This window comes from Collinsella sp. HCP28S3_B9 (assembly GCF_052066095.1).
In the GTDB taxonomy this organism is placed as follows: domain Bacteria; phylum Actinomycetota; class Coriobacteriia; order Coriobacteriales; family Coriobacteriaceae; genus Collinsella.
Genome location: NZ_JBQHST010000028.1, coordinates 1 through 17,726, shown reverse-complemented (window position 1 = coordinate 17,726; position 17,726 = coordinate 1). Strand labels below are relative to the sequence as shown.

12 protein-coding genes and 1 tRNA gene are annotated in these 17,726 nt (G+C 61.2%); 4 read left to right on the top strand and 9 right to left on the bottom strand.

Going from position 1 to position 17,726, the window contains the following annotated elements:
- Window positions 1-56: 56 nt before the first annotated feature.
- The 3 genes from ACTNBB_RS07420 to ACTNBB_RS07410 all read right to left on the bottom strand — a co-directional run bounded on the left by ACTNBB_RS07420 (window position 57) and on the right by ACTNBB_RS07410 (window position 3,420).
- Window positions 57-647: a hypothetical protein gene (locus ACTNBB_RS07420; protein WP_441056141.1), complete on the bottom strand. Its 591-nt coding sequence runs from the start codon at window positions 645-647 to the stop codon at window positions 57-59.
- A 322-nt stretch (window positions 648-969) separates the two neighbouring features.
- Complete coding sequence (thrS, locus tag ACTNBB_RS07415) at window positions 970-2,733, bottom strand: threonine--tRNA ligase (protein ID WP_441056142.1); 1,764 nt, start codon at window positions 2,731-2,733, stop codon at window positions 970-972.
- Window positions 2,734-2,988: 255 nt separating this feature from the next.
- Entirely contained in the window at window positions 2,989-3,420 is a 432-nt protein-coding gene (locus tag ACTNBB_RS07410; protein ID WP_006234085.1) for a double zinc ribbon domain-containing protein, read from the bottom strand.
- A gap of 797 nt (window positions 3,421-4,217) precedes the next feature.
- Here ACTNBB_RS07410 and ACTNBB_RS07405 point away from each other — a divergent pair.
- The 4 genes from ACTNBB_RS07405 to ACTNBB_RS07390 all read left to right on the top strand — a co-directional run bounded on the left by ACTNBB_RS07405 (window position 4,218) and on the right by ACTNBB_RS07390 (window position 9,030).
- Window positions 4,218-5,690, top strand: a complete 1,473-nt coding sequence (locus ACTNBB_RS07405; RefSeq protein ID WP_441056144.1) for an NAD(P)/FAD-dependent oxidoreductase — start codon at window positions 4,218-4,220, stop codon at window positions 5,688-5,690.
- 1 nt (window position 5,691) lies between these two features.
- Window positions 5,692-7,074: an NAD(P)/FAD-dependent oxidoreductase gene (locus ACTNBB_RS07400; RefSeq protein WP_441056146.1), complete on the top strand. Its 1,383-nt coding sequence runs from the start codon at window positions 5,692-5,694 to the stop codon at window positions 7,072-7,074.
- 2 nt (window positions 7,075-7,076) lie between these two features.
- A complete protein-coding gene (locus ACTNBB_RS07395; RefSeq protein ID WP_441056148.1) occupies window positions 7,077-7,475 on the top strand; it encodes a DUF1667 domain-containing protein in 399 nt (132 codons plus the stop codon).
- A 466-nt stretch (window positions 7,476-7,941) separates the two neighbouring features.
- Complete coding sequence (locus tag ACTNBB_RS07390) at window positions 7,942-9,030, top strand: M24 family metallopeptidase (protein WP_441056150.1); 1,089 nt, start codon at window positions 7,942-7,944, stop codon at window positions 9,028-9,030.
- Between the two features lie 239 nt (window positions 9,031-9,269).
- Here ACTNBB_RS07390 and ACTNBB_RS07385 read toward each other — a convergent pair whose 3' ends face one another.
- From ACTNBB_RS07385 to ACTNBB_RS07360, 6 genes are all read right to left on the bottom strand, one after another.
- Window positions 9,270-10,613: a bifunctional folylpolyglutamate synthase/dihydrofolate synthase gene (locus ACTNBB_RS07385; RefSeq protein WP_441056152.1), complete on the bottom strand. Its 1,344-nt coding sequence runs from the start codon at window positions 10,611-10,613 to the stop codon at window positions 9,270-9,272.
- A gap of 278 nt (window positions 10,614-10,891) precedes the next feature.
- Complete coding sequence (locus tag ACTNBB_RS07380; RefSeq protein WP_441053877.1) at window positions 10,892-13,588, bottom strand: valine--tRNA ligase; 2,697 nt, start codon at window positions 13,586-13,588, stop codon at window positions 10,892-10,894.
- A gap of 309 nt (window positions 13,589-13,897) precedes the next feature.
- Entirely contained in the window at window positions 13,898-15,313 is a 1,416-nt protein-coding gene (gene clpX / locus ACTNBB_RS07375) for an ATP-dependent Clp protease ATP-binding subunit ClpX (RefSeq protein WP_154515377.1), read from the bottom strand.
- A 1-nt stretch (window position 15,314) separates the two neighbouring features.
- Window positions 15,315-15,935 carry an ATP-dependent Clp protease proteolytic subunit gene (locus ACTNBB_RS07370; protein ID WP_441048648.1) on the bottom strand — a complete coding sequence of 207 codons (621 nt, stop codon included), beginning with the start codon at window positions 15,933-15,935 and terminating at the stop codon, window positions 15,315-15,317.
- Window positions 15,936-16,098: 163 nt separating this feature from the next.
- A complete protein-coding gene (gene tig, locus ACTNBB_RS07365; RefSeq protein ID WP_441056154.1) occupies window positions 16,099-17,400 on the bottom strand; it encodes a trigger factor in 1,302 nt (433 codons plus the stop codon).
- Window positions 17,401-17,488: 88 nt separating this feature from the next.
- A tRNA-Leu gene (locus tag ACTNBB_RS07360) sits at window positions 17,489-17,572 on the bottom strand.
- Window positions 17,573-17,726 lie beyond the last annotated feature (154 nt).

Below are 17,726 nucleotides of genomic sequence, written 5' to 3'. Positions count from 1 at the left end.
GATCCCCCAATCGGTAAATTCAAAGATGCGAACGAATAGCTGGTGCAACGTCTCCCTTACGTTTTGCTGGGGACGTCCAACGCAAGCAGCTCCCTAAAAGTGGAATCGCCATCGCCCACGTCCACCAGGCACCAGCGTTTATGACGGTCGATCTTCTTTACACGGGCCTCTTGCCCCACCAAGGGCCCCTGCTCTATGTGCAGCACGCCGTCTTCTATGCGCGCTACGCTGTTGCGTACCACGCCGTCTTCGTCGAGCACGCTGCGGTACCAGTCCTGCGCATCGTCCGGCATGGGCGCATACGCCCGCTCCCTGCTGCCGGCGATGCGACAGCCAAAGCTCAGCTGAGCCAAAGCCCTATCGAGCGCGGCGGCATCGTGCGTGGCGACGAAGAAATATTCCTTATACATAGGTTTGGTTTGGAGCGACCATGCGCCGTCCCGCTTAAACCAGAACTCCTTTTGCATCACAAAAGCGTCCTGCATAAGGTTGTGCGGGATAATGCGGCGAACCTTTTCGCAGGTCTCGCGCTCTTTTCCATTGGGGGTGTGGACCAGATACCAGCGGACGCGGCCGTGCTGGCTGTTGGTGGTGGCGCCGTTAAATGCGCCGGGCAGCTGCTCTTGGCGCCGTGCCGTCTGTTCCATGTTCTCGCCCCCTCTTTTGGCTTTGCGATGCACGCAAATGCAGGGGCGTTTAGAACAGGCTTCTCGCTCGCAGCTAGGCGCAGTCGCAAAAGTACAGGTTTTCGTATCTTTCGATACAGGTCATTATACGAGTTAATTCAGGCCGATTTCCCAGATTACGCAAATTGCTGCGCAAGCAGACACATCTCCATACCCCTCTACAAAAACCTGTACCTTTTTGTGCAAAAAACCGCTCATCCAGCGGCTTTTTTTGTTTGGGCATTAAAAAAGGCGACCGCCCTTTGTGGACGGTCGCCTTATACGTATTGTTGTTTTGTTCGCCTTAGGCGCGAGTCTTAATCTCCTCGGTCACCTTGGCCACAAACTCATCGACGCTCAACTGGACGGTCTCGTTGGAGCGATCGCGGACGGAGATGTTGCCGGCCTCGACCTCCTTCTCGCCCAGGATGAGCATATAGGGCACGCGGTCGATGCTGCGGGCCTCGCGGATCTTGTAGCCGATCTTCTCGTCGCGGTCGTCGCAGACCACGCGAATGCCGGCCTCCTCCAGCTTGGCGCACACCTCGTGGGCATAGTCGCGGCTCTTCTCGGAGACCGGAAGCGCCTTGACCTGCACGGGAGCCAGCCAGGTGGGGAACTTACCCGCAAAGTGCTCAATCAGAATGCCAATAAAGCGCTCGATGGAGCCAAAGCACACGCGATGCAGCATAATGGGGCGCTTCTTGGTGCCGTCGGCGTCCACGTACTCCAGGTCAAAGTTGAGCGGCATCTGGAAGTCGAGCTGCACGGTACCGCACTGCCAGGTACGGCCGAGCGAGTCCTCCAGGTGGAAGTCGATCTTGGGGCCGTAGAAGGCGCCGTCGCCCTCGTTGACCTCGTAGTCCATGCCCAGCTGCTCAAGAGCGGTGCGCAGGCCCTCTTCGGCGCGAGCCCAGTCCTCGTCCGAACCCATGGAGTCCTCGGGGCGGGTGGAAAGCTCAACGTGGTACTTAAAGCCAAACTTTTGGTACACGGAGTCGATGAGGTTGACCACGCCCACAATCTCGTCGGTCAGCTGGTCGGGGCGCACAAACAGGTGGGCGTCGTCCTGGTTAAAGCAACGCACGCGGAACAGGCCGTGCAGGGCGCCACGCAGCTCGTGGCGGTGCACCAGACCAATCTCGCCGGCGCGAATGGGCAGCTCGCGATAGGAGTGCGGCTTGGAGGCGTACACCAGCACGCCGCCCGGGCAGTTCATGGGCTTAATGCAGTACTCTTCGTCGTCGATGACGGTGGAGTACATGTTGTCCTTGTAGTGGTCCCAGTGGCCCGAGGTCTTCCACAGCTGCTTGTTCATGATGAGCGGCGTGGAGATCTCCACGTAGCCGGCCTTGTGGTGGATCTCGCGCCAGTAGTCCAGCAGCGTGTTCTTAAGGATCATGCCGTTGGGCAGGAAGAACGGGAAGCCGGGGGCCTCATCGCGCATCATAAAGAGGTCCATCTCGCGGCCGATCTTGCGGTGGTCGCGCTTCTTGGCCTCCTCCAGCATGTGCATATGCTCGTCGAGCTCTTCCTTGGTGGCAAAGGCGACGCCGTTGATGCGGGTGAGCATCTTGTTGTCCTTGTCGCCCTTCCAGTAGGCGCCCGAGACGCCGGTGAGCTTAAAGGCCTTGAGGGCCTTGGTGTAGCAGATATGGGGGCCGACGCACATGTCGATGTAGTCGCCCTGCTGGTAGAAGGTGATACGGGCGTCGTCGTCCAGGTCGCCGATGTGCTCGACCTTGTACTTCTCGCCGCGCTCCTCCATAAGGGCGATGGCCTCGGCGCGGGGCTTCTCGTACACGGTGAACTTGAGGTTCTCCTTGCAAATCTTCTTCATCTCGGCCTCGATCGCGGGGAAGTCGTCCTCGCTGATCTTGACGCCCTCGGGCAGGTCGACGTCGTAGTAAAAACCGTTGTCGGTCGCGGGACCGTAGGCAAAGTCGGCCTGGGGGTACAGGCGCTTGATGGCCTGCGCCATGATGTGCGCGGCGGAGTGGCGGATGACGTGCGTGACCTCGTCCTGCGGGAGCTCGGCCACCGAACCGTCATTGTAGAGTGCCTTCATGGGTATGTTTTCTCCTCTCGGATGCCTGGTGCAAGTGCTGCTTGGCGCCGTGCGGTGTGCATTGCGCTTGCCGGCGCGTGCGTTTTGACTTGCATCATTATAGGCAGGTTACCTAGGTATACAAGCGCCCGCCGCACCTGAATGGCACGGCGGGCGATTTTCTACGCATGCTTCATCGTGTGGGGGCGGGGCTGCGTGCGGCTTGCGCGCGGCGCGCGGGGCCCGTGGCTTGCGGCCGGCCCGGCGATGGATGCGCTACTGGATGCGAGTTCGGCAGTAGGGGCAGACCTTCCAGTGCGCGTCGAGCGGGCGATGGCAGCTGGGGCACACGTTGCGAACCTGGGTATCGCACACCGGGCAGACCACAAAGTCCTTCTCGATGGGCGCACCGCACTGCGGGCAGGTGCCGTACTGGGCAAGCTGGCGCTCGCGCAAGGCCATGTCCAGCTCCTGCTCCTCGCGGTCGGCCGCATAGGAGTGCGGGCGCAGGACCAGGTAGGCGATGAGGCCTACAAACGGGATGAGGGCAATGATGCCCCATGCCACGTAAGCGCTAGCGCCGCGGCGGCGGGCGTCAATAAACACATAGACGACCGACAGCACGTACAGGGCGATGATAAAGCCAACAAAGGCATAGATGACGCCCATAAGCTGCGGCGACATGAGCTCAGAGATGTACTTGGACATAAGGTGGGCCTTTCGGGATAGTTACAACTCGAGTTAGTGTAACACGGGGGTTAACGATTTGGCAGGTCGCAGGCATGGGCGGATAGAAACATCTCAATCTGTAACAGGTGAGAGCGGAATCCTGGTCCAGATGTTACAGAATTAGACAAACCGTTCTCTCCCAGACTTAAATCTCAATCTGTAACATCTTGGCTCCAGGATCAGTCCCTACTGTTACAGATCAAGATGAACGGTGAGCCCTCCGTTAAATATCTCAATCTGCAACAACTAGGGGCCAGAAACCCTTCTATCTGTTACAGATCAAGACAAAGGAAAATGTCCAATCTCAATATCCCAATCTGTAACAACAACTCGGCAAAAACAGGTCTAACTGTTACAGATTTAGACATTCGAAACCGACTGATGGGTTCATCTAAATCTGTAACATCTAGACCCCAAATCGATCCCAAGATGTTACAGATCGAGACAGATGACCTCTCCCTGACTTTAAATCTCAATCTGTAACACATAGGACCGATTTTCTACTCTTACTGTTACAAATTAAGACAAACAGAGGGCCCGCCTGGCAAACGTCTCGATCTGTAACATCTGGAACCCAACTCTTCTGCTTACCGTTACAGAACGAGACAAACCTTTGACAACAGGGGTGCCAGACGAGGTCACCGATTGACCTGAGTCTCCCCTCGCCTGCCGTTGGCGGATGCAGCGGGGCTGTTCGCCGCATTGCCGCTGCGCGGGGGATGCGCACACCGTAGGATAGCCTTATTGACAGCCTGTCAACTCGTCTTGGAGGCACTGTGGCAGAAACGTTTGATATCGCGATTGTGGGCGCGGGCATCACCGGATGCGCCATCGCGCGGCAGCTCGCACGCTATGACCTGTCCATCTGCGTGGTCGAGGCGGCCAACGACATTGCCCTGGGCGCGTCGAAGGCCAACGGTGGCCTGGTGCACGCCGGCTACGATCCGGCGCCGGGCACGGTTAAGGCCCAGGTCAACGCCCGCGGCTGCGAGCTATATGGCACGTGGGCCCAGGAGCTGGGCTTTTTGTTTTGTCGCACCGGGTCCATGGTACTGGGATTTAGCGACCAAGACCGCGCGCAGCTGGAGCAGCTGCAAAGCAACGGGCTGGCAAACGGCGTACCCGAGTTGGCGATCATCGGGGCCGAGCGCATCCACGAGCTGGAGCCGCGCGCCAGCGCCCAGGCCACGTGCGCGCTGTGGTGTCCCTCGACCGGCTATGCCGATCCGTTTGAGGTCGCCATCGCCGCGATGGAGAACGCCGTAGCCAACGGCGTGACGTTTGTGCGCTCCGCACCGGTGGAGACGATCGAGGTAGCTCCCGGCGCTGGCGACAGGAGCGGTGACGGGACCGCTCGTTTTACGCTGGTGACACCGGCCGGTGATGTGCGCTGCCGCTATTTGATTAACGCGGCGGGCAACGGCGCCGCAGACATCTCGCATATGGCGGGCGCCGAGGAGTTCCAGATGGTCTGGCGCCAGGGCAACATTGTGGTGCTGGACAAGGAGCCGCGTGCACTCATGCCGCTCTACCCCGTTCCCACGCCGGTTTCCAAGGGCGTCATCGTCACGGGCACCGTCCACGGCAACACCGTGATCACCGCGACCGCCGCCGTGCGCGAGCCCGGCGACACGCAGACCTATGCGAGCGATGTCGACGCGCTGCTGGGCGGCGCGCGCAAGCTGGTGCCCGATCTGGATACGCGCCGCGTGGTGCGAGCGTTTGCCGGCGGGCGTCCGGTCATTAAGGGAACGAACGACTTTTTTATTGAACAGTCCGCCGTGGTGCCGGGGCTGTTCCAGGCGGCGGGCATTCAGTCGCCGGGCGTAGCGAGCGCTCCGGCCATTGCCGAGAGAATGGAGCAGGTGCTGCGCGAGGCGGGCGTTGCTTTGCGCGAGCGGGCCGATTGGGATCCGATTCGCCGCGCGCCGGACGACTTCGACCGTGCGCCGCTTGCGCGCAAGGAAGAGCTGATCGAGTCCGACCCCGCGTGGGGGCAGATCGTCTGCCGCTGCGAGACGGTGCCCGAGGCCGAGATCGTGGCCGCGATTCGACGCCGCCCGGGTGCGGTCTCGGTCGAGGGCGTCAAACGCCGTTGCCGCGCCGGCATGGGTCGGTGCCAGAGCGGCTTTTGCCAGAGCCGCGTGGTGCGGATTCTGGCCCGCGAGCTGGGCTGCGATCCCAGCGAGGTGCTGCTGGAGGACACTGGCTCGTGGCTCGTTGAGGGACCTTTGAAGGGGGTGCGCTAGGATGGCAGAATTCAAATCGAGCGCGATTGATAGCGATGCCGTTGAAACAGTACCTACGCAGGCGTTCGACGTAGTCGTTATCGGCGGCGGACCTGCCGGCATGGCGGCCTCACTTGCTGCACACAAGGCCGGAGCGCGCGTGGCCATCGTGGAGCGCGAGCAGCACCTGGGCGGCATCCTGCGCCAGTGCATCCACCCGGGCTTTGGCCTCTCACACTTTAAGCAGGAACTGACCGGTCCCGAGTACGCACAGCGCTTTATCGACCAGGTGCGCAAAACCGATATCGCACTGTTCCTGGACAGTATGGTGATTGGGATCGACTCAAGCGAGGACAAAGTCGCAGGCACGGGCACAAGTGGCGCGGCGAGCGAAGCCTCGGCACACACCGTCACGCTCATGAGCCCCGCCGGCATGTTGCAGCTCACCGGGCGCGCCGTCGTCCTTGCCATGGGGTGTCGCGAGCGCACGCGCAGCGAGATCAAGATTCCCGGCAGCCGCCCCGCTGGCGTGTTTACCGCCGGCCTGGCGCAGCGATACATCAACATCGACAACCTCAAGCCCGGCTCGCGCGCCGTCATTTTAGGCTCGGGCGACATTGGGCTCATCATGGCGCGTCGCTGCACGCTCGAGGGGATTTCGGTCGAGGGCGTGTACGAGCTTATGCCATACGCCAACGGCCTGCGCCGCAATGTGAAGAACTGCCTGGACGATTTTGGCATTCCGCTGCACCTGTCCACCACCGTCACGCGCGTGATTGGGCACGACCGCGTGGAGGCCGTCGAGGTGAGCCAGGTCGGCGAAAATCTGGCGCCCATTCCGGGGACCGAGCGCATCGTTCCGTGCGACACGCTGCTGCTTTCGGTAGGTTTGATTCCCGAGAACGAGCTTTCGGTAGGCGCGGGTGTTGAGCTTGACCCGCGCACGCGCGGCGCCGTGGTGGACCAGAGCCTGCAGACGGGCGTGCCAGGCATCTTTGCCTGCGGCAACGTGCTGCACGTGCACGACCTGGCCGATAACGTGACGGCCGAGTCCGAGCGTGCCGGTGCGGCTGCAGCGACGTACGCGCTGGGGACCGGCACGGATGTCGAGACGGGCGCTGGCTGCCAGCTCACGGTCTCCCCTGCCGACATTGCCGGCTACGCGCTGCCGGGACGCATTACGGCCGTGGCACTCACCAGGCTCAACTTCCGCGTGCGCCGGCCGGTCGATGCCGCCCGCGTGCGCATTCTGGCGGGCGACGAGGAACTGCTTACGGGCAAGGTCCGCGCGTTTAAACCGAGCGTTATGGAAAGCTTCCCGCTGCCGGCAAAGGTTATACAGCGAGCGCTCGACCTGGGTGCCAGCGAGATTATCCTTTCCGTCGAGCCCGTCGAGGAGGCATAGCCATGAGCACAAATGCGATCGAGACGCTACAGTTCAACTGCACCACCTGCCCATCCGAGTGCCTCCTTACGGTGGAAGTGGAGCGCGGGGCCGACGACCGCGTGGCGACGGTGCGCGCCGTGACCGGCAACAGCTGCCCGCGCGGCGATAAGTTCGCACATCAGGAGCTCACCTGCCCCATGCGCGTCCTCACTACCACCGTGGCGGTATCAGGCGGCGACGAGGCGCTGCTGCCCGTCCGCACGGCCGAAGCCATCCCGCTCCAAATCCATGCCCAGACCATGGACCTCATCCGCGGCCTAGTGGTCAAAGCCCCCATCCGCATGGGCGATGTAGTCCTCCCCAACCTCCTAGACACCGGTACCGACCTCATCGCCAGCATGGACATCGACCCGGCCTAAGCAGCTCGTTTGGGACGGTGCTCTTTTAGCTACCCCGCATCCGCCCCGCCCCTCCTCAATTGCGGTGAAATAATTCCCGATTTCCGTCAAAACCCCGGCATCAAGGAACTATTCCACCGCAACTTGCCTTGGGATCGGTATTTAGCTTGTACCTACTTTAGTGCCATTCCAAAACTATGCCGGATTACGGGGCTGATTCGGAGACCCCCACCCATACCGGCAATTTTCGATTTTTGATAAGCCTTCTACCTGCGGTTTTAATTTCTCGATTATTCCCATGGTCAAGTAATACAGGTCCAGCCCCGTAATCCGCCATAGTTTTGAAACCAGCCCATTTGGGACGGGACCATATTGACTACTTTTACCTATCAGCTCGCATGTTTGACGCAGCTAAAATAGCCCCGTCCCAAATTGACTACCCTGGCATTGGGGATACCATGGTGGCAACCTAACGAAAGGACGATGTATGGCACAGATCGATGACCAGCGCGTGGCACGCGTGCTCGATGCGCTCGAGGCTCAGCACCCCGGCGCGCAGCTGCTCGTAAACGACCCGTGGTCGATTTATTACCTGACCGGCTTTTATGCCGATATGTTCGAGCGTTTTTGCGGCGTACTGCTCGCACGCGGTAGCGAGCCCGTGATCTTGGTCAACGCGCTGCATCAGCTGCCCGAGTATGACAATGCCCGCGTCGCGTACCACACCGATACCGACGTCGTGGCCGACGCCATCGCTCGCGAGGTTGATCCGACCAAACCGCTCGGCATCGACACCGTCATGCGCTCCGGCTTCTTAATGCCCCTCATGGAGCGCCATGCCGCGAGCGAATTCTTCCTAGGCGATTTTGCCGTGACCGCCGCGCGAACCTACAAAGACGCCGGCGAGCAGGAGCTTATGCGCGTGTCCTCGGCCGCTAACGACGCCGTGATGGCCGACGCGATCGAGCTCGTCCACGAAGGCGTGACAGAGCGCGAGATCGCCGACCAGATGCTTGGCCTGTATCGCAAGCACGATTGCGAGGGCTTTAGCTTTCCGCCCATCATGAGCTTTGGCGCCAACGCCGGCGACCCGCACCACGAGCCAGACGATACGGTACTCAAGCGTGGCGAAGTGGTGCTGTTCGACATTGGCGGGCGTCGCCGCAACTATTGCTCGGACATGACGCGCACGTTCTTTTGGGGCGAGCCGGACGAGGAGACGGCACGCATCTACGACATCGTGCGCCGCGCCAACGAGGCCGCCGAGGCGCTCATCGCCCCGGGCGTGCGCATGTGCGACCTGGACCGTGCCGCGCGCGACGTGATTGAGGACGCGGGTTATGGCAAGTACTTTACGCACCGTCTGGGACACTCGATCGGCCTGCAAGACCACGAGCCGGGTGACGTCTCGCTCGTCAATGAGCAGGTCGTGGAGCCGGGCATGACGTTTTCCATCGAGCCGGGCATCTACCTCCCCGGCCGCACCGGCGTCCGCATCGAGGACCTTGCCCTGGTCACCGAGAGCGGCGTCGAGATCCTCAACGCCTACCCCCACGATCCGGTCCGCCTAGACTAGGCAATGCGGCAAAGGGACAGCCCCTTTGCCGCATCACATGAATGCCGCCACGAAATGGGCCTATCTACTACGTTTAACCCGCATGGGGCGACCATGCGGGTATTTTTTGAAAATTTACAAGCCTTCTACCTGCGGTTTTGATTTTGCGATTCTCGGCATGGTTGAGGGTAGCCGGTCAAACGTAGTAGATAGGCCCATTTCGTGGCGAGCAGGCAAACTAGCTACCCTGCGGAAGGGATCTAGCGGAGCAGACCGGCAACTTCGCCGGCCAGGGTGATGGTGCCTGCTGCTATGAAGGGCTCGCCTGCGGCCTCAAAGGCCGCGAGGGCCTCGGACACGCTGGGGTACACGCCTGCGAGCTTATCGGAGTCCACCAGGGCAGCAAGCTCCTCCGCCGGCAGGGCGCGATCGGAATCGGTCTGTGTGACGACCACGCGCGGGAAGGCCGGGATCAGCACGTCGACGATACCCGCCACGTCCTTGTCTGCCAGCGCGGCGCACAGCAACGTGGGGCGATTCTCTACGCACGGATCGATCTCGTCCAAGGCGCTCACAAAATTCTCGCAGCTCTGGGGGTTATGGCAGGCGTCGATCAGCTTGAGCGGGTCGGTTCCCAACACATCAAAACGGCCCGGCGTGGGGCAGCCCATAAGCGAAGCATCAAGCGCCTCGTGGTCGAGCTCGCGACCCAGATACCCCTCGCAGAGCATAATCGCGCACGCGGCATTCTGCGGCTGATACGCTGGCTTAACCATGCTCGACGTATAAATCGCACGCGGCGTGATACAGCTAAACTCAACCGTATCGCCCACATGCGCCGGCACCTTGGTCGTGGCGTGGCTCACCACCAGCGGCACCACACCACACTCGCGACAACGGTTGTCCATAACGCGCTGAACGCTCGGCTCATGCGTGCCCTCGCCCAGCACAACCAGGCGTCCGGGCTTAATGACGGCGGCCTTCTCCCCCGCAATGGCCTCGAGCGTATCGCCCAGAATGCGCGTGTGATCGAGTCCGATGCCCGTGATGGCAACGGCAACGGGATCGGTCGCGCTCGTGGCGTCCCAGCGACCGCCCATGCCGACCTCGAGCACGGCAACATCCACGCGAGCCTCGGCAAACACCACAAGCGCGGCGGCCGTCAGCAGGTCAAACGGCGTGATGGTATAGGCACGCTCCCCCGCCACCACGCGGCGCGCATTCACTCGATGCCCCGCCTCAACAGCAGCAGAAACGCCACGGGCAAACGCCTCATCGCTCACGACGTGCCCATCGACCTCCATGCGCTCGGGATAGCGAACAAGCTGCGGCGACGTATAAAGCGCAGCCTTGAGTCCCTCGCCGCGAAGGATAGCAGCCGAAAAACGCGTCGTCGAAGTCTTGCCATTGGTACCGGCAACCTGAATGCAATCAAAGTACTCGTCCGGCCGCCCCAGCTCATCGAGCATATCGACAACCGTCTCGAGCAGAGGACCAGCATCCCCAGAAATCCGCCCCGTATCGGCAGCAAGCCCCACAGCCTCACTAAACGAAAGCAAATCAAACGAGAAAGGAACGACATACGACCCAGAACGCTTAGCCATAACCCAAAGTCCCCTCAACATAAAAAGAGGCCCGAATCAACAACGAGCCCTTCCCATTCAAAATATCAGCCAAACATCGCTTTGCAGCAGAATCAAGGCCACGACCAAGTGGCCCTAACTAACCAGTTGCAAACAACCACGTAAACGACCTGGGAGCGGTTTGGGGCTTTGCTCGATACAAGTTCCGCACGAGCCGAAGGCCACTTAATGTGGCCTTCGTGCGAGCAGGACTGTCCGCAGTAGCGAGCAATGCCCCAAACCGCGCCCCCGAGTAAACCTTACGAGAAGTCAGCAACCTGAGCAGTCAGCGCCTCCAGGATCTCCTTGAGCTCAGCTGCACGGTCCCTCTTCTTCTGGACCACCGCGGGCGCGGCCTTGGCCACAAAGCCCTCGTTGGCGAGCGTCTTCTCGCAGCCGGCGAGCTCCTTCTGGGCCGCGGCAATCTCCTTCTCCAGACGTGCCTTCTCGGCCGAAAGGTCAACCTTGCCCTCGAGCACCACAAAGACCTCGACGCCGCTGTCGACCACGGCGATGCTCGCAGCCGGCTTCTCAACATCGGTACCCATGACCAGCGAGGCGGTATTGGCCAGTGGCTCGATGGTCGAGCGCAGGCTCTCGAGCTTCTCGATGTCCTCGGCACCGGCACGCACGACCACGTCGAGCTCGGCCTTGGGGCTCAAGCGATAACGCGAACGCGTGGCACGGGCGGCAGAAACAACGGTACGACACAGCTCAAACGCGCGCTCGGCGTCCTCGTCGACATACTTGACATAGTCGGCGGGCTCGGGCCACTTGGCGATCATGAGCGCCTCGGCGCGGTCCACGTTGCCCTCGGCGTCCAGGTCGAGCACGCTCGCCGGCATGTTGTCCCAGATCTCCTCGGTGACAAACGGCATGAGCGGGTGCATCAGGCGAATAGAGGTATCGAGCACAAAGATCAGGTTTCGCTGCGCCTGCAGACGGCCCTCGCCCTTCAGGCGCGCCTTGGTGACTTCGACGTACCAGTCGCAGACCTCGTTCCAGAAGAACTGCTGAACGCCGCGGGCCATGTCGCCAAAGGTGTAGTTCTCGATGCCCTCTGTGACCATCTTGACGGCCTTGGCCAGACGGCTGAACATCCAGGCGTCGGCCGGCGTCTCTACGACGGGCTCGCCGGGCGTGTAGCCCTCCATGTTCATAAGCAGGAAGCGGCTCGCGTTCCAGATCTTGGTCACAAACGACTTGGCCTGCTCGGTACGCGGGCTGTCGATAAGCTTCTTGGTCTTCTTGTCGATGTTCGCGTCAAACTTGACGTCCTGGTTGTTGGTGCAGAGCGTCAGCAGGTTGTAACGCATGGCGTCGGCACCGTACATGCCAATGAGGTCCATAGGGTCAACGCCGTTGCCCTTGGACTTGGACATGCGGCTGCCGTCCTTGGCAAGAATCGTCGGGTAGATGACGACGTCCTTAAACGGCACCTCGTCCAGGAAGTACAGCGAGCTCATGACCATGCGGGCGACCCACAGCGCGATGATGTCGCGCGCGGTGACGAGTGCCGTCGTGGGGTGATGCCCCTCGAGCAGCTCCGGCTTTTGGGGCCAGCCCTGCGTGGCGAAAGTCCACAGCTGCGAGCTGAACCAGGTGTCCAGCACGTTCTCGTCCTGATGCACGTGATGACCGCCGCACTTAGGGCACACGTCGGTGTCCTCGGTAAGGGCATCCTCCCAGCCGCAGTCCTCGCAGTAGAACACGGGAATACGGTGGCCCCACCAAAGCTGGCGGCTGATGCACCAGTCCTTGAGGTTCTCCATCCAGGTGGTATAGGTCTGCGTCCAACGCGCGGGGTGGAAGGTCACCTTGCCGGAGTTGACGGCATCGAGCGCCGGCCCCTTGAGCTTGTCGACGGCCACAAACCACTGCTCGGACAGCCACGGCTCCAGTGCGGAGTCGCAACGGTAGCAGTGCATGACGGAGTGATCGTGATCCTCGACGTGATCGAGCAGGTCGTGCTCCTCAAACCACTTGATGACGGCCTCACGGCACTCCTCGCGGGTCATGCCGGTAAACTCGCCGTAGCCCTCGACGACCACCGCATGCTCGTCAAAGATGTTGATCTGCGGCAGGTCGTGGGCCTGACCCATGGCGTAGTCGTTGGGGTCGTGGGCCGGGGTGACCTTGACAAAGCCGGAGCCAAAGTTGGCGTCGACATGCCAATCCTCAAAGATGGGGATCTCACGGTCGACGATGGGGAGCTTGACGGTCTTACCCACAAAGGCGGCCTTCTCGGGGTCCTTCGGGGAGACAGCCACGCCCGTGTCGCCGAGCATGGTCTCGGGGCGCGTAGTGGCGACGACGATGTAGTCCTGGCCGTTGACCGGCTCGGTCAGCGGGTAGCGCAGGTGCCACAGGTGACCCTTCTCGTCCTTGTACTCGGCCTCGTCGTCCGAGATGGCGGTGGTGCAGTTGGGGCACCAGTTGACGATGCGCTTGCCGCGGTAGATCAGGCCGTCGTGGTACCAGTCGCAGAACACCTTGCGCACGGCCTGGGCGTAGTCCTCGTCCATGGTAAAGCGCTCGTTATCAAAGTCGACGGAGCAGCCCATACGCTTGATCTGCTCGACGATGATGCCGCCGTACTCGTGGGTCCAATCCCAGCAGGCGTCGACAAACTTATCGCGGCCGATCTCCAGGCGGCTGATGCCCTCGCTCTTGAGCTTCTTGTCGACCTTGGTCTGCGTGGCGATACCGGCGTGGTCGGTACCGAGCACCCAGCGGGTGGACCTGCCGCGCATGCGGGCCATGCGGATGATGGCATCCTGGATGGAATCGTCGGTGGCGTGACCCATGTGGAGCTTGCCGGTCACGTTGGGAGGCGGAATGGTGACAGTGCAGTCGCCCACGCCCTCACGGCGCTTGTAGTAGCCGCCGTCGAGCCACTTCTGCAGGATCGCCGGCTCGTTGGTCGACGGATCGTAGTTTTTGGGCATCTCTTCCATATATCTCTCCCGTCCCACCGGGGAGGAATGTAGGCCCGCCAGGGTCTGCATTCCTCCCCTTAGGTATCGATTACTTCAGTCTGATACGACTTCGCTGAGGCTTAAACAATCACACAGAATAACACAGGTAGTTGGGGTTATTGCGTATATATAAAATAGCCTCCGACCGCGGGTGGTCGGAGGCTATTCAAATTCACATTTGCGAAACCTACCATTTAGGGACAGGTTTATTTTGGTCGGTTTTATATGGGCAAACATCATTCTCCCTGATAAAACCTGCCAAAATAAACCTGTCCCTTTTTGGCAGGTTTACCCGTAGATGCGCTGGGGCTGTTCGGTGCCCTTTACGGAGGCTTCGGTCACGATGACCTTGGCGACTCCTTCCTCGCTCGGCAGGTCGAACATCGTCTGCTGCAGCACGTCCTCGCAGATGGAGCGCAGGCCGCGGGCGCCGGTCTTGCGGGCAAGCGCCATGCGGGCAATCTCGTGCAGGGCGGCGTCCTCAAACTCAAGTTCAACGTCCTCGAGCTGGAACATCTTGCGGTACTGACGCACAACGGCGTTCTTTGGCTCGGTCAGGATCGATACCAGGTCGTCCTCGTCGAGCGCCTGTGTCTGGGTGACGACGGGCGTACGTCCCACAAACTCGGGGATCATACCAAAGGCGTTGAGGTCCTGCGGAAGCACCTGACGCAGTAGGTCGTTCTCGTCGACCGAGGTGGGGCCGGCGATCTCGGAGTTAAAGCCCACGCCCTTGTTGCCCACGCGATCGGCGATGATCTTGTCCAGACCCACAAAGGCACCACCGCAGATAAACAGGATGTTGGTCGTGTCGATCTGCAGCAGCTCCTGCTGGGGATGCTTGCGGCCGCCGGTGGGCGGAACGCTTGCCACCGTGCCCTCAAGGATCTTAAGCAGCGCCTGCTGAACGCCCTCGCCCGAAACGTCGCGGGTGATGGAGAGGTTCTCGGCCTTGCGGGCGATCTTGTCGATCTCGTCCACGTAGATGATGCCGACCTGCGCACGCTCGATATCGCCATCGGCAGCATTGATGAGCTTGAGCAGGATGTTCTCCACGTCCTCGCCCACGTAACCGGCCTCGGTGAGTGCGGTGGCGTCGGCGATGGCAAACGGCACCTCGAGGATGCGCGCGAGCGTCTGGGCGAGCAAGGTCTTACCGGTACCGGTGGGACCGAGCAGCAAGATGTTGGACTTGGCGAGCTCCACCTCGTCCATATCGTCGTCGAGCCGCGAACCCGCACCCGAGGCCTCGTCAAAGGCCGAAAGCGCGGCGCCGCCCTCGATCACGCGACGGTAGTGGTTGTACACGGCAACCGACATGGCGCGCTTGGCGTCTTCCTGACCCATGACATAGGCCGAAAGCTCGTCATAGATCTCGTGCGGGGTCGGCACGTGCGTAATGACCTGACGCACGTCGTCCTCGAGCTCAAAGCCCTCGGCCTCGGGATCCATGGCAGGCTGCCCGGCAGCCTGACCGTGGTCGTTGAGGAAGCCCGGCAGCTTGCCGTTGCAGGCGGCATCCATAAAGTCCGAAGCCAGCGACTCCTCCAAGATCTCAGAGCAGGCGGCAACGCACTCGTCGCAGATAAAGATGTTGGTAGGGCCCTTTACAAGGCGGCGCACCTGACCCTGCTCTTTTCCGCAGAAGGAGCAGCGGATGGGGTTGCCGTTCTCGTCAAAGTTGTCCTGCATGTTACCGGCCATCCTAGGCGTCCTTCGCGGCAAGATCGCGCGAGGTGACGATACGGTCGATCAGGCCGTAGTCAAGCGCCTCGGTAGCGGTCAGGTAGTTGTCGCGCTCGGTATCGGCCTGGACCTTCTCGATCGGCTGGCCCGAGGCGTCGGACAAGATCTGGTTGAGCTCGCGACGGGTCTTCTTGATCTCCTCGGCCACGATCTCGATCTCGGTCTGCTGACCCTGGGCACCGCCACTGGGCTGGTGAATCATGACCTTGGAGTGCGGCAGGCAGAAGCGCTTGCCCTTGGCGCCGGCCGAAAGCAGCACGGCGGCCATAGACGCGGCCATACCGACGCAAATGGTGGAGACCTGCGGCTTGATAAAGTTCATAGTGTCCAGAATCGCCAGGCCCGAGTAGACCTCGCCACCGGGCGAATTGATGTAGAGCGAGATATCCTTCTCGGCATCCTGGCTCTCAAGATGCAGCAGCTGGGCAACGACCAGGTTGGCGCTGACGGAGTTGATCTCCTCGCCCAAGAAGATGATGCGGTCGTTGAGCAGGCGCGAATAGATATCGTAGCTGCGCTCGCCGCGCGGCGTCTGCTCGATAACGTATGGCACGAGGGCGGAATCGAACTTAGCGATCATACGCATCTCCATTTCTCTCTTGCGGACCAAATTGGTTCTAGATAAACGTACGGTGCCCGCATGCTATGCATTGGCTGGCACCGTACGAAGCAACCGAATAACCGGTTTATAACTTTACCCCATCACGGGCGCCTGCATGCGCTCGCGGGAAAGGTGGCGAGAATTACTCGGCGTCCTTGGCGGTCTCGTCGACCTCGGTCACCTTGGCGTTCTCGACCAGGTGGTCGACGGCCTTGGAGCGACGGATGGACTCGCGGACGGCAGGCATGCGTCCATCGGCGATGAACTCGGCCTTGGAAGCCTCGACGTCCTTGACGCCGGCCTTCTCGAACTCGGCGTTGACGTCGTCCTCGGTGACCTCGATCTTGAGCTCACGGGCGAGGGCGTCGAGCGCCAGGGACTCGCGGGCAACGTCGTTGGCCTGCTTGTGCAGGTCGCCGATGAACTGCTCCATGGTCAGGCCGGAAGCGGGCAGCCAGGTGTCCAGCGTCATGCCGCGGGCAGCGAGGTTGGACAGGAAGTTCTGGCCAAGCTCCTCAAAGACAGACTGCTCGTAGTCGGCGTCCATCTCCTCGAGCTGCAGACGCTCGGCGAGAGCGGCGACGCAACGGTTCTCCTTCTCGGCCGGAAGGCGGGAAGCCTTGTCCTGCTCGATCTCGAGCTTGATGGCGTCGCGCATAGCGTCGATGCTGTCGAAGCCAAAGTCGGACTTGACAAGCTCGTCGGTGAGCTCGGGGGTGTTGCGGACCTTGATGCCCTTGACGGTGACCTCGACGGTGTGGGTCTCGGCCTCCTCGCCCTCCTCGACCTCGTCGGTCCAGGTGACGGTCTTGACGTCGTCGACGTTAGCGCCGATCAGAGCCTCGTTGAACTCCTTGGGGTTGCTGTCGCTACCGGCGATGAGCATGCGGCCCTCGGCAGCGAAGTTGTCGGCGTTCTCGACGGCCTTAAGGTCGACGGTAACGTAGTCCTCGGCCTCGACGGCGCGATCCTCGACGTCCTCGAAGGTAGCGCGGTAGTTGAGGAGCATCTCGACCTGGTTGTTGATCTCGGACTCGGTGACCTCCGCGGGAGGCATCTCGATCTCGACGGCGTCGTAGGAGGAGAGCTCGGCGGCAGGACGCAGAGAGAACTCGACGGTGTAGGTGTAGTCCTCGTGATCCTTGGCGAGGTCGAGCTCCTTGTAGTCACCGTTCTTGGTGGGGACGATGTCCAGCTCGCTGAGGACGGCGGGCTCGTTGGCGGCGATCAGATCGTTGGTGGCCTGAGCGAGGGTGGCTTCGGCGCCAAGAGCAGCGTCGATGACCGGACGGGGAGCCTTGCCGGCACGGAAGCCCGGGAAGCGGTACTTCTTGGCGGTGTCCTTGTAGGCCTTCTTGATCGCGGCGTCGACGTCGGCGGCCGGGATGGTGACCGTAGCGGTGAGCTTGGCGTCCTTGACGTCAGAAGCGGTGATGTTCAACACGTTCCTCCTCATACTGCCCAGCTTATCTGAGGTGCTGGTACCTTTATGCAACAAAGTGTCGCGACGGCCGAGGCCGACGCAGGTGCGTTGGTGCGGGCGAAAGGACTCGAACCTTCACGGGAATCCCACCAGAACCTAAATCTGGCGCGTCTACCAATTCCGCCACGCCCGCATGAGCGCACAGACTAGGAATGATAGCAGATACGAACGGCAAGCGCACGCACACCTTTTTAGGCCCACGACCTCACCACGAGTTACAGCGGAACAGGGTAGCTAATTTGGGACGGGGCTTTTTTAGCTACCCCGCTTGTGGGGGTAGCTAAAAA